The organism is Providencia sp. PROV033 (assembly GCF_028484855.1).
Taxonomy (GTDB): domain Bacteria; phylum Pseudomonadota; class Gammaproteobacteria; order Enterobacterales; family Enterobacteriaceae; genus Providencia; species Providencia alcalifaciens.
Map to the genome: position 1 here is coordinate 1 of NZ_JAMPSW010000019.1, position 13,242 is coordinate 13,242.

Here is a 13,242-nt window from a genome sequence, read left to right on the forward strand (position 1 = left end):
TATATTAATTAATTCTATACTCATTCATTAGCATAATGTATGTATTAGTTATGCTAATGGCTAACCCACCGTCAGTATTACCGATAGTGACCATTATGCAGAGTTAGTTTTTATTGAGACAAGAAAAAACCCACTATCTCTTTCGAGATAGTGGGTTCTTATTTGGTGCCGGCTACCGGAGTCGAACTGGTGACCTACTGATTACAAGTCAGTTGCTCTACCAACTGAGCTAAGCCGGCTAATTTGGCGGAGAGATAGAGATTCGAACTCTAGGATGGTTACCCATCGGCGGTTTTCAAGACCGCTGCCTTCGACCGCTCGGCCATCTCTCCATGGGGCGCGATTATGGAGGAATCCCGAGGGCTTGTCTACCCCTGATAGTAAAATAATTGCATTTTTTTGTTCGTTTGACTAATCTTCACTCAATTGTTCTCTATTCCCCTCAAAAAATGCTAATATCTGTGCAAAATCGGTGTCTATAATGAGTCTAGGCGTATGATTTTTAATCTGATTAATCTAATTTGCCAGTGTGGCAGCGTGGGACTGTATGTACAAACAATCATTATTAAAACCGAATATTCTTTCTCGCATTTTTATTGCCTTTATTGTGCTACTCGTCACAATGCTTTCGCTGTCTCTCTATAATTATTACCACGCTTGGATGCTAGCCCATCAAACTGCGATAAATACCCTTGCTAATCGACTTGCTTACCAAATTGAAGATTATCGCTATCAAGCTACTCATATTTATAAGCTAGCCAATGATAAAGCCACGCCAGATTCGATGAGCGATATTTCAGTCACCGAAATGCGCCATGATGTTTATTGGTTAAGTAGCGCCAATCAAACAATTGATTCCGTTGTCTTTGGCCTCAACAAACCCAGTAGTAAAGTGTTGGCAACTAAATTAGCCAATTACATGGAGATCGTGTGGGGTGCACGAAATGAATTTAACTCTATGTACTATCTGAACGGTCAAGATAATACTTTAATACTGGTGACTACCCATTCCATCTTAAAGCCTGAGCTACGCTATAAAGAAAGCTATTTGACGCTGACCGCAGAGGATAAGCGTTCTGATATGATAGCCCAGTCGACCTTATTGGATCGCCGAGAAGTGCTCTCCAATATGCAGAAAAATGCACAAGATAATGTCTACTTCTATACTTACCGCTTAGTTTTTAACTCCCCTGGTCGTCTAAGCAGCGTCATCTCTTTTGATATCTCCATTAATTCAATTCTTCCATTTACCTTGAAGGGAGATGATATTTCCATTTCACAAAGATCAAACAATCAAGATATGAGTCAGTCTGGCAGTGAGTTGACGGGGACTAACCTCATGCTATCGCAACCTATCGAGGGCACGAGTTATCAGATTAACTATAACCTCTCATTAAAAAGTATTATTTTCGGCGTGATCAGTTACAACTTTTGGCTAATCACCTGTATGTTTGCAGTCAGTATTCTGGCGTTGCTCACCACCATGTTTATTCGCAAACGGATTATTTCACCCAATGCATCCATGCTTGATGAGCTCCAATTCAAGGATGCACTGAATAATGACATTCTCAACCATATCGCTTATGGCATCCTAGTCTTCGATTTCAATAGTAATAAAAAACTATTGAGTAACAGCATTTCTAACCAGTTATTGCCATCGATGGATCTTATTCATATCAAAGAGATGGCAACCGATCATAATGATGTCATTCAGGTCTCCATCGAGAATAATGTCTATGAAATCATTTTGGTAAATAGTCAAATTAAAGAAAATACGGTCTTGTTTATCATCATTGATAAAGATAAAGAAGTTCTTACCCAAAAACATCAAGAAATGGCTACTCGCGAATACCAGCGAAATATTCAGCTTAGAAAAGTGGTCTTCAAAAATATTTGCCAAGAAATTCTGCCCGCTATTGATAAAGTAAACGCTGAGTTTAGCCAATTGGCGATGACGCTCAATGAGCGTAATAACCCATTACTCACTGAAATCCAGAATCACCTATTTTATATCAATAATTGGTTTAAAAATATTGCGTTAATTAGCCAATTAGAAACTCAACAAATTGATTTTAAGACAGAAAAATTTGCAATTAGTCAAGTAATTAGCCAATTCCTTAAATACAATTTATCTCATTTAAATTGCAAAGGACTCTCATTTTATTTCTATAATAATATCAATCCTGATTCATTAATCGAAAATAACCCTGCTTATTTCCAGACTTTATTCCAATTAATTTGGGAATATTCAATAGAAACTACAGCCTTTGGTAAAATTATCATTTCTATTGACTACATTGAAGACAAAAATGAAATATCCATTGATATAAAAGATACAGGCATTGGATTAACGAATATTGAATTAAGTAACTTACAAAACCCATTTACGGGAAAAACTCAAGATTCAAATAAATTTAGGCGTTCTGGCATGACATTTTATCTCTGCAAGTTATTGACTAATAAAATGAAAGGCTCATTTACGATTAAATCTAGTGACGCTATTGGTTGCCACTATCAAATCCGGCTTCCGGCACTCATTCAGCAGCATGAATACCCTGCATTGCTTGAGGATGTTTTTATTCGTTTAAATATTCAGAATATTGATGCTCGTCGAATTGTTAAACAAACTTTATCCCATTATGGTGCTGAATTTCTTGATATAGATGAAAGTTCACCGCATAACCATTGGGATCTTTTGATCGCTGACAATGATGATGTTCCATTTAGTAATATTATTAAAATTAACGGTAATATATCTTCACTAAATTGTATTAAGTCAAATTACATTGAAGTTAACTACAATTTTGCAGATGAACTTATTGATGCTATCTCATTATTGATAGAACAAGCCGATAATGTAGAAGATAATAACGAATCAAGCCAACACTCATCGCAAAATCTCCGCGAAAATAGTCAAAAATCAAATGAATCTACCGATAACATTCTTTCTGAGTATCATTTAATTCTGGCAAATAGCGATTATAAAGATTTGTTTATCTCAACAGTACCGATAGATATTAATAAACTGTATAATAGTGAAAGTGTTGCGAATTTAGCCGAATTAAAAGACACTGCACATCGTTTAAAAGGAGTTTTTGCTATGCTTGAATTCCATTATCTTCATAAACTTTGTGAAGATTTGGAGCATTTCATAGCAGATGAAAACGGATTTGAAATAAAAAATTGCATTAGAGAACTGGATGTCTCAGTGAAAAGACTAATGCCAGAAGGTAACCAATAATATGAATAACCTAAATGTCATTGTTGCCGATGATCATCCTATTGTTCTTTTCGGTATAAGAAAGTCTCTTGAACAGATTGAATGGGTAAACATCGTCGGTGAATTTGAAGATTCTACTTCTTTAATTAATAACTTAGCACGCCTTAATGCAGACGTTCTGGTTACTGATTTGTCTATGCCTGGCGATAAATACGGTGATGGTATTACGTTAATCAAATACATTAAACGTCACTACCCTGACTTATCGATTATTGTCCTAACCATGAACAATAATACTGCGATCTTAAGTGCTATTCTTGAGCTTGATATTGAAGGTATCGTGCTAAAACAAGGCGCACCAGCTGACTTACCAAAAGCACTCGCCGCTTTACAAAAAGGGAAAAAATTCACCCCTGAAAGCGTCAGTAAATTGCTTGAGAAAGTTAATGCCAGTGGCTATGGTGACAAACGTTTATCACCAAAAGAAAGTGAAGTTCTTCGCTTATTTGCTGAAGGCTTCTTAGTCACTGAGATTGCTAAAAAACTGAATCGCAGCATCAAAACCATCAGTAGCCAGAAAAAATCAGCAATGTTAAAACTGGGTGTTGAAAATGATATTGCCTTACTGAACTATCTTTCATCAGTCAGTATTGATAATACCCCAACAGAATAATCCTTATTCTGACACCAAAATAAAAGCCCGTTATAGGGCTTTTATTTTTTCTATTCAATGTGTTATTGATTCGCTCGGCTTCACGTATTTTACCAACGATTCACGCAATATGCTGATAGACGTTGGCTTCGATAAGCAATCATTCATGCCAGCATCCAGACAGCGCTGTTTCTCTTCTGCCATCGCATTGGCAGTTAATGCCACAATTGGCTGTCTAAAGCCTTGTTCACGTAATGCTCTCGCCAATTGATAGCCATCCATATTTGGCATATTCACGTCTGAAAGCACAATATCGGCATGACAATGTTCAAGGTGTTTTAGTGCATCTAATCCATCTACAGCCGTGCTTGTCATGAATCCTATGCTTGCTAATTGTTCTGTCAGAAGCATACGGTTAATCGGATGGTCATCAACAATTAAGACTTTAAATTCATTCAGATCTGCATCCGCCCCTTCAAGCTCATTATTTTCTAAGCTTTCTTTTGTCTCTTGAGTCAATTTAACGATAAATTTATCAATCAGCATCGGCAACTTATCGAGCTGATAAGTGTTATACAGCCATTCGTTAGATTGCGTTTCAAATAACTCACCTGAATATAAACTACTGAGTCGAAGTAGATTTTTACCCTGTGCGACAAGGTATTCTGAATTATCCGTAATCATCAAATCATACGTTTCATTCTCACTCGCCTTTACCACATTAAAATCATGGTGTTCCAGCAACCTTGTGATGAAATCAAGCAAAAATGAATTCAATCCGGTCACAGCGATACGATAACTTTTGCGATATTCAGGGATATTGGACTCAATATATTGCTGACCATAAAGTGGAATGCGGATCGTAAATCGACTTCCTAATCCCGCTTGAGAATCCACGGCAATATCACCATCCATTAAGTTAATGAGTTTTTCGCAAATAGCTAATCCAAGTCCTGTCCCTTTATGCCCATTATTTTGATCGTAAACTTGGAAGAATGGATCAAAGAGTTGCATCACCACCGCCGGTGTCATACCTATTCCTGAATCTTTGACCTCTATTTTTAGGTAGTTTTCATCTTTCCACACATGCAGCATGACAAACCCAGAATCGGTGAATTTAATACTGTTATTCACAATATTAGAGATAACTTGTTGTAAACGTACCGGATCGCTGAGCATTAAATCAGGAATATTAGGCTCAATATACGAATAGAGTGAGACTTGTTTTTTCGTTGCCAACGGCACATAGTTAGCAAGTACATAAGCAAACACATTACGACAATTGAATAATTTATTTTCTATTTTCAGTTGTTTAGATTCAATTTTGGAAAAATCTAAAATATCACTAATGATTTGCAGCAGTAGCGACGAAGAGTTATCCATTGTCGAGACTAATCGAACCGCTTTATCCGATAATTCATAGCGTTGTAGCAACTCAATATTACCGATGATTCCATACAGCGGTGTTCTTAATTCATGGCTAACGGTCGCCAAGAACATGGATTTGGCTTGGTTCGCTTGTTCTGCGGCATCCGCGACGTCCTGTAATGATTTCTCCATCTGAACGCGGATGCTGATATCAATCAGTACACAAATCGCTACATCTTCATTTTGATAACGTGAATTCACGAAACTAATCTGTAAATGGGTACCATTCGTCGCCACAACATCAATGTAGTTGCTGGATTTCTGGCGAATAATTGTCAAAATGCGCTGCTTATCATCATCATTGAGCAAACGAAAATAGTTATGAGCAAGCTCATTACTCAGAATATTTCCGCCATCACTTAGTCTTAAGATAATGATCCCAACAGGTGCTGATGCCACAATTTTGTGGTTAAATTGCTCATGCTCCTCCAAGCGAATCGCCGTATTTGCCGCTGGCTCTAACATACGCCGTTCTAATAACCAAATTAAAAAGAAAATCAACGCACCTGATAAAATATTGATCAACAGTGCATAAATGATTGAAGTTTTAAGATTATCGATTAAATACGACGTTGAAATAGAATAAATAACAGTAAGCTGTGAAGGTGCTAAACGTTTCTTGAAAAAAAGTTTTGTGTAATCAGAGTTAAAACCAAAGTAGTTTATTTCCCCTGACGTCAGTAAGGGTGAGTTTTTAATGTTCACATCTGACGAGGTATAAAGGACTGGTTGATTTAAGTTGTTAATTAACGTGATTTCAACCGCTGCATTATTACGCAAATTGAATTGGTTTAAATTAATAGTACGCTCTATACCAATAAATCCAACAATTATGCCTTTCTCATAAATAGGGATCATCAAATAAAGTTGACCATTTGATGGCTGAGAATTGTGAATGATGGTATATAAATTTCGCTCTTGCCCCTGCTGCTTTAATTGCTTGTAGAGACGCGTGTTGTCATAAACGACTTTCTTTAACACGTCGATATCAGAAACCGCAGCACGAATAGAGTAATCCATCATGCAATAACTACCTGTACCAAAGACAAATACGTGATTTACCCCTTGAGGGATCGCAATACTGTCTTTCCAAAACATATTGAGTTGTTCAAAGGCAGAAAGATAGTTTCGCGTTCTTTGCTTAAAGACTTCACAGTCGGCTGTTGGGCTCAAGGGATATAAAGCATATGAGGCAGATGTCGGTAGCGTAATTTCTTCCTGTTGAATACCCATTTTTTGTTGATATTCTTGGTCTTTAAATTTCTGTTGCCTCGTCATCGAGTGAATTAGACGCAACGTAGCATTGGACTGTTGAATGTAAACTTGCAGATTTTCATAACCGGAATGGAATTGTTGGCGTAGGTCCGATTTATGCTCATTGAATTGCGTATAGAGGAAAAATAGCGTGATGAAAAGCCCCATTCCCCATAGCATAATGCCTAGGACACGAAAAAGATCTCTAGATAATCTGAGGGATGTCTTAAACGAGGGTAAATATCTCAATCCGTTACCTACAAGTACATTATCACTAACCCTGAGTATACTCGATTAACTCAATGAAAAGCGACAACCAATAACTTCCATGTATATTGCCAGTGTAAACATATAAAAACGGGCGGATAATCCGCCCGTTTAATTTGTGTTTTATACTTACTCTTCAGTGTCTACGCTGGTATCAATATCACCGTCAACATCAATACCATCTTCATCGGTATTTTCATCGTCTTCAGTTTCAGCAACACGTTGCAAACCAACCACTTTTTCATCTTCAGCAGTTCGGATCAGAGTAACACCTTGGGTATTACGCCCTACCACACTCACTTCGGAAACACGAGTACGAACCAAAGTACCTGCATCCGTAATCATCATGATTTGGTCTGTGTCTTCCACTTGGATTGCACCCACCACATGACCATTACGCTCGCTCACTTTAATGGAGATAACCCCTTGAGTTGCACGAGATTTCGTTGGGTATTCAGCCTCTTCTGTACGCTTACCGAAACCATTTTCAGTGACCGTCAGAATATGCCCTTCACCACGTGGGATAATTAAAGAAACAACTTTGTCGTTGTCCATTAATTTAATACCGCGAACACCTGTCGCTGTACGTCCCATCGCACGAACCGCATCCTCTGCGAAACGAACGACTTTACCTTGCGCAGAGAACAGCATGACTTCGTTACTGCCATTGGTTAAATCAACACCAATGAGTTCATCGCCTTCATTCAAGTTCACCGCGATAATACCCGCGCTTCTTGGACGACTGAAATCTTGCAGAGGCGTTTTCTTCACAGTACCGCTCGCGGTAGCCATAAAGACATAATAGCCTTCTTCGTACTCACGCACAGGCAATATAGCCGTAATGCGCTCATCTTGTTCCAATGGTAGTAAGTTAACAATTGGGCGTCCACGAGCACCACGGCTAGCTTCAGGCAATTGATACACTTTCATCCAATATAAGCGACCACGACTTGAGAAACACAAGATAGTATCGTGGGTATTGGCAACCAGCAGACGCTCAATAAAGTCTTCTTCTTTAATACGTGCTGCGGACTTACCTTTACCACCACGACGCTGTGCTTCGTAGTCAGACAATGGCTGATACTTCACATAACCTTGGTGAGATAACGTCACAACCACATCTTCTTGGTTGATCAAATCTTCAATATTGATATCTGCGGTATTTTCTGTGATCTCAGTACGACGCGGGTCATTATAAGCATCACGAATTGCTTCTAACTCTTCACGAATGACTTCCATCAAACGCTCTGGGCTACGCAGAATAAACAATAACTCTTCGATTTGTTTCAGAAGTTCGCGGTACTCTTCCAGCAGTTTTTCATGCTCAAGACCAGTTAATTTCTGTAAACGCAGATCCAAAATCGCTTGTGCTTGCTGTTCAGTCAGGAAATATTGACCTTCATGAACACCATATTGTGGCTCTAACCACTCAGGACGCGCAGCATCATCACCCGCACGTTCCAGCATTGCAGCAACATTACCCAGAGCCCAAGAACGGGCAATCAGCCCAGCTTTTGCTTCTGCTGGTGTTGGTGCTTTACGGATCAATTCGATAATTGGGTCGATATTCGCCAGTGCCACCGCCAACGCTTCAAGGATGTGCGCACGGTCACGGGCTTTACGCAGTTCGAAAATAGTACGACGTGTAACAACTTCACGACGATGGCGAACAAACGCGGCAATAATATCTTTCAGGTTCAAGATTTTTGGTTGACCCTGATGCAGAGCCACCATGTTGATACCGAAAGAAACTTGCAGTTGAGTCAGTGAATACAGGTTATTGAGCACCACTTCGCCAACAGCATCGCGTTTAATTTCAATAACAATGCGCATACCGTCTTTGTCAGACTCATCACGCAGTGCACTGATGCCTTCAACACGTTTTTCTTTAACTAATTCTGCAATCTTTTCAATCAAGCGCGCTTTGTTCACTTGATATGGAATTTCGTTGACAATAATGGTTTCGCGACCATTTTTCTCATCAACTTCGACCTCGGCACGTGCACGAATGTACACCTTACCGCGACCTGTACGATATGCATCGATGATACCACGACGACCGTTGATAATTGCAGCTGTCGGGAAATCAGGTCCCGGAATGTGCTCCATCAGGCCTTCAATGCTAATATCTTCATCTTCTATATAAGCTAAGCAACCGTTAATCACTTCCCCTAAGTTGTGAGGAGGAATATTGGTTGCCATCCCGACAGCAATACCGGAAGAACCATTCACCAATAGGTTAGGTATTTTGGTTGGCATCACTTCAGGGATTTGCTCTGTACCATCATAGTTAGGAACAAAGTCTACGGTTTCTTTTTCTAAATCAGCCAGCATTTCATGGGCAATTTTTGCCATACGGATTTCCGTATAACGCATTGCAGCGGCGGAGTCTCCGTCAACTGAACCAAAGTTCCCCTGACCATCTACCAGCATGTAACGCATAGAGAAAGGCTGCGCGAGACGGACGATTGTCTCATAAACGGCGCTATCCCCATGTGGATGGTATTTACCGATGACGTCCCCGACGATACGGGCAGACTTTTTATAGGGTTTATTCCAATCATTTCCCAGTACATTCATCGCAAATAAGACTCGGCGATGTACTGGCTTCAGCCCATCTCGAACATCTGGAAGTGCACGACCGACGATAACGGACATTGCATAATCCAAATAGGAACTTTTCAGTTCTTCTTCGATATTGACTGGGGTGATTTCTCTGGCAATCTCGCTCATGGAACCACTGTCCCTCATAACTTCAGATTCAAAGAGTAAACTATACCACAACTCCCTTATTTAATTAAGAGATAAGAGAAGTGAGTATTTGTCTTTCAAGCTATGTATAATAGCGGAAAAATGAGCTTATGTGTCCGAATCTTGTAGAATTTCAAGCAATAGTCTCTCAAGGATTTTCATATTTGGTCCATAATCCCAATAAATCAACTCACGGGCGGCTATCGTCCCATTACTGATTTAAGCCTATATCTGCATTTTGCAAATTAAATATAGTTCAATAGGTAAAAATAAGTAATGCGCGGATAGAAATAGATATAGGAGTTCCTCAGATGAATGATACCCAAGACCAAACGTATTTAAATGTCGATAAACACGAAATTGAAAAGTTTGAATCGATAGCGTCGCGTTGGTGGGATCTTGAAGGCGAATTTGCCCCACTGCACCGAATTAACCCTCTCCGTTTGGGTTATATCATGCAACGCGTAGACGGTATTTTTGGTAAAAAAATTCTCGATGTGGGCTGTGGTGGTGGAATTTTATCTGAAAGCATGGCGCGTGAAGGTGCAGATGTCACGGGGTTAGACATGGGCGCAGACCCTTTAATGGTCGCTCGGCTACATTCTCTGGAATCAGGGATCCCTGTCGAATATGTTCAAGAAACAGTGGAACAACACGCTGATAAACATCCACAGAGCTACGATATTGTCACCTGTATGGAAATGCTTGAGCACGTTCCTGACCCTGAATCTGTCGTTCGTGCCTGTGCGAAGTTAGTCAAACCGGGTGGGCATGTCATATTCTCCACCATTAACCGTAATAGAAAAGCATGGTTAATGGCTGTCGTGGCAGCAGAATATGTGATGAAAATGGTTCCGAAAGGCACCCACGATGTCAATAAATTTATCCGTCCATCTGAATTAATCAGTTGGGTCGATAAAACGCAGTTAAAAGAACAACATATGATGGGATTACATTATAATCCAATCACCGATAAATTTTGGTTAGGACCTAACGTTGATGTGAATTATATGCTTCACACGGTCAGCGAATAAATAGCAAGCGGTACGTTTAAGAAAACAGCAAACGGTCTCAACTTTACAAAATAATTTTTAGGTTAATGTCGGTAAGTCAATTTTTAGCAACTCCACTTCTCATGCAGCTTACCGACATGATCAATTTTTCTTATCCAGTTGTTATCCACAAAAACTATCAGATTTGTACACTTGATAAAATCACACATTAACATTATCTTGTTATTAGATTCTTAACAAACTACTACATATAGTGGTACTCACAAATTTAATATACAAGTCTCATGATCATCCATCATGAGCTTTTTTACGTTTGGGACCCTCTATTTGTAACCCAACCAAGGTGTACTTGCTCATGAACCAGAGTCTGTTAGTCACAAAACGTGATGGACATAAAGAACGCATTGACCTAGACAAAATCCATAAAGTTATTACATGGGCAGCGGAAGGTCTTAGTAACGTATCAGTTTCACAGGTGGAGTTACGTTCTCAGATTCAGTTTTATGATGGGATCAGAACTTCTGATATTCACGAAACGATGATTAAAGCCGCTGCTGACTTAATCACCGGTGAAACACCAGATTACCAATACCTTGCTGCGCGTTTAGCGATTTTTAACCTGCGCAAAAAAGCCTACGGCCAGTTTGAGCCACCAAAATTATATGCCCACGTAAAACATCTGGTTGAAATGGGTAAATATGATAAGCATTTGCTGGAAGACTACACCGAAGCAGATTTCGAGCAAATGGATGGTTTTATTGACCATTGGCGTGATATGAATTTCTCTTACGCAGCGGTTAAACAGTTAGAAGGGAAATATTTAGTTCAAAACCGTGTCACCGGTGAAATCTACGAAAGCGCCCAGTTTTTATATATTCTGGTTGCGGCATGCTTGTTTTCTCATTACCCACAAGCAACCCGTTTAGATTACATCCGCCGCTTCTATGATGCGGTATCAACATTTAAAATTTCTTTACCTACGCCAATTATGGCGGGGGTACGTACACCGACACGTCAATTCAGCTCTTGTGTTCTGATTGAGTGTGGTGACAGCCTTGATTCTATCAACGCAACCTCAAGTGCTATCGTGAAATATGTGTCTCAGCGTGCCGGTATCGGTATCAACGCAGGTCGCATTCGTGCACTGGGTAGCCCAATCCGTGGTGGTGAAGCTTTCCATACGGGTTGTATTCCATTCTATAAACACTTCCAAACTGCCGTAAAATCTTGTTCTCAAGGTGGCGTACGTGGGGGTGCAGCAACTCTATTCTACCCAATTTGGCACTTAGAGGTGGAAAGCTTACTGGTTCTGAAAAATAACCGTGGTGTTGAAGGTAACCGTGTTCGCCATATGGACTACGGTGTTCAGCTCAACAAGTTAATGTATGAACGCCTAATCAAGAACCAAAACATCACTTTGTTTAGCCCTTCAGATGTCCCAGGCTTGTATGACGCATTCTTCGCAGATCAAGACGAATTTGAACGTTTATATGTGCAATATGAACAAGATGAGACAATCCGCAAATCCAGCGTGAAAGCGGTTGAGTTGTTCTCATTAATGATGCAAGAACGTGCGTCAACAGGTCGTATCTATATTCAAAACGTTGACCACTGCAATACCCATAGCCCATTTGACCCACAGATTGCTCCTGTCCGTCAATCCAACCTGTGTCTGGAAATTGCGCTACCAACAAAACCATTAAATAACGTCAATGACGAGAATGGTGAAATCGCACTGTGTACGTTGTCTGCCTTTAACTTAGGTGCGATTGAAAGCCTTGATGAATTAGAAGAATTAGCAATCTTAGCCGTTCGTGCGTTAGATGCACTGTTAGACTACCAAGATTACCCAATCCCAGCCGCGAAAAAAGGCTCAATGGGGCGTCGTACTCTGGGTATAGGTGTGATTAACTACGCTTACTACTTAGCGAAACACGGTGTGCGCTACTCTGACGGAAGTGCCAATAACCTCACTCACAAAACATTTGAAGCGATTCAATATTACTTGCTGAAAGCGTCGAATGAATTGGCTAAAGAGCAAGGCGCTTGCCCATGGTTCAATGAAACCACTTATGCACAAGGCGTGTTACCTATCGACACTTACAAACGTGAACTCGACAAGTTAACCAACGAACCACTGCATTATGACTGGGAAGCACTACGTGCAGAGATCAAACAGTATGGTCTGCGCAACTCGACGTTGTCAGCATTAATGCCATCAGAGACCTCGTCTCAGATTTCGAACGCGACCAATGGTATCGAACCACCACGCGGTTATATCAGTATTAAAGCATCAAAAGACGGTATCCTACGCCAAGTGGTGCCAGATTATGAAAACCTAAAAGGTGCTTACGAGCTATTATGGCAAATGCCTTCTAATAGCGGCTATTTGCAGCTAGTTGGGATCATGCAGAAGTTTATCGACCAGTCGATTTCTTCCAATACAAACTATGACCCAACCCGCTTCCCAAATGGCAAAGTACCAATGAATCAGCTGTTAAAAGATTTATTGTTAGCCTATAAGTTTGGTGTGAAAACACTTTACTATCACAACACCCGCGATGGTGCTGAAGATGTTCAGGGGGATCTGGAAGAAGTTGTAGAAAGCGCAGATTCTGATTGTGAAGGCGGGGCTTGTAAAATTTAATAGGGATGGT

The 13,242-nt window shown here is 40.1% G+C and carries 6 protein-coding genes and 2 tRNA genes; 4 read left to right on the plus strand and 4 right to left on the minus strand.

Features of this window, described 5'->3' with window-relative positions; genetic code table 11:
- Positions 1-163: 163 nt before the first annotated feature.
- Positions 164-239: transfer RNA gene (locus PSF16_RS05175), tRNA-Thr, on the minus strand.
- 5 nt (positions 240-244) lie between these two features.
- A tRNA-Ser gene (locus tag PSF16_RS05180) sits at positions 245-332 on the minus strand.
- 215 nt (positions 333-547) lie between these two features.
- Between PSF16_RS05180 and rcsD the strand changes: the two genes are divergently transcribed.
- Positions 548-3,241 carry a phosphotransferase RcsD gene (rcsD, locus tag PSF16_RS05185; protein WP_272688907.1) on the plus strand — a complete coding sequence of 898 codons (2,694 nt, stop codon included), beginning with the start codon at positions 548-550 and terminating at the stop codon, positions 3,239-3,241.
- A 1-nt stretch (position 3,242) separates the two neighbouring features.
- Complete coding sequence (gene rcsB / locus PSF16_RS05190; protein ID WP_272688908.1) at positions 3,243-3,893, plus strand: response regulator transcription factor RcsB; 651 nt, start codon at positions 3,243-3,245, stop codon at positions 3,891-3,893.
- A gap of 54 nt (positions 3,894-3,947) precedes the next feature.
- On the opposite strand, the gene rcsC is transcribed toward rcsB, so the two are convergent.
- Entirely contained in the window at positions 3,948-6,803 is a 2,856-nt protein-coding gene (rcsC, locus tag PSF16_RS05195) for a two-component system sensor histidine kinase RcsC (protein WP_272688909.1), read from the minus strand.
- A gap of 147 nt (positions 6,804-6,950) precedes the next feature.
- Positions 6,951-9,554: a DNA topoisomerase (ATP-hydrolyzing) subunit A gene (gene gyrA / locus PSF16_RS05200; RefSeq protein ID WP_272688910.1), complete on the minus strand. Its 2,604-nt coding sequence runs from the start codon at positions 9,552-9,554 to the stop codon at positions 6,951-6,953.
- Between the two features lie 329 nt (positions 9,555-9,883).
- Between gyrA and ubiG the strand changes: the two genes are divergently transcribed.
- Positions 9,884-10,606, plus strand: coding sequence for a bifunctional 2-polyprenyl-6-hydroxyphenol methylase/3-demethylubiquinol 3-O-methyltransferase UbiG (ubiG, locus tag PSF16_RS05205; RefSeq protein WP_006660311.1), 723 nt, complete (start codon positions 9,884-9,886; stop codon positions 10,604-10,606).
- Positions 10,607-10,940: 334 nt separating this feature from the next.
- Positions 10,941-13,232, plus strand: a complete 2,292-nt coding sequence (nrdA, locus tag PSF16_RS05210; RefSeq protein ID WP_006660310.1) for a class 1a ribonucleoside-diphosphate reductase subunit alpha — start codon at positions 10,941-10,943, stop codon at positions 13,230-13,232.
- Positions 13,233-13,242 lie beyond the last annotated feature (10 nt).

Coding starts and splice junctions, on each gene's coding strand:
- gyrA (WP_272688910.1), bottom strand. CDS start 9,554: ATGAGCGAGATTGCCAGAGAAATCACCCCAGTCAATATCGAAGAAGAA.
- ubiG (WP_006660311.1), top strand. CDS start 9,884: ATGAATGATACCCAAGACCAAACGTATTTAAATGTCGATAAACACGAA.
- rcsB (WP_272688908.1), top strand. CDS start 3,243: ATGAATAACCTAAATGTCATTGTTGCCGATGATCATCCTATTGTTCTT.
- nrdA (WP_006660310.1), top strand. CDS start 10,941: ATGAACCAGAGTCTGTTAGTCACAAAACGTGATGGACATAAAGAACGC.
- rcsD (WP_272688907.1), top strand. CDS start 548: ATGTACAAACAATCATTATTAAAACCGAATATTCTTTCTCGCATTTTT.